This is a genomic window from Streptococcus oralis, from assembly GCF_001075875.1.
Lineage (GTDB): Bacteria > Bacillota > Bacilli > Lactobacillales > Streptococcaceae > Streptococcus > Streptococcus oralis_I.
On record NZ_JUOS01000178.1, the window covers coordinates 1 to 270 of the forward strand.

General features: G+C 44.8%; 1 pseudogene. It reads right to left on the bottom strand.

The window, feature by feature from the left end:
• A pseudogene (locus tag ADM33_RS09530) lies at positions 1-270 on the bottom strand (sigma-70 family RNA polymerase sigma factor); the annotation flags it as partial.

Consider the following 270-nt stretch of genomic DNA (forward strand, 5'->3'; position numbering starts at 1 on the left):
TTCATGAAGGGCGTAGTAATCATCCAGCCACAATCCTCCTTCTGGTAGGCGATGGCTAATTTCTCCTACTTCTTCGTAGGCCATCCGGTCTAGGCGGCGTTTTTGACTCTCTTGTTTTCTGACGCTATCAAGGATTCGATTGCGAAATTTTGTTTTGAAGTAGATGTAGAGTTTCTTTTCTTCTTCCACTAATTCTGGATGGTGTTCTAGAAGTTCATGGAGACAGATCATGCCCTCTTGGTCCCAATCCTCTTTCTCCCACAGGTGAAG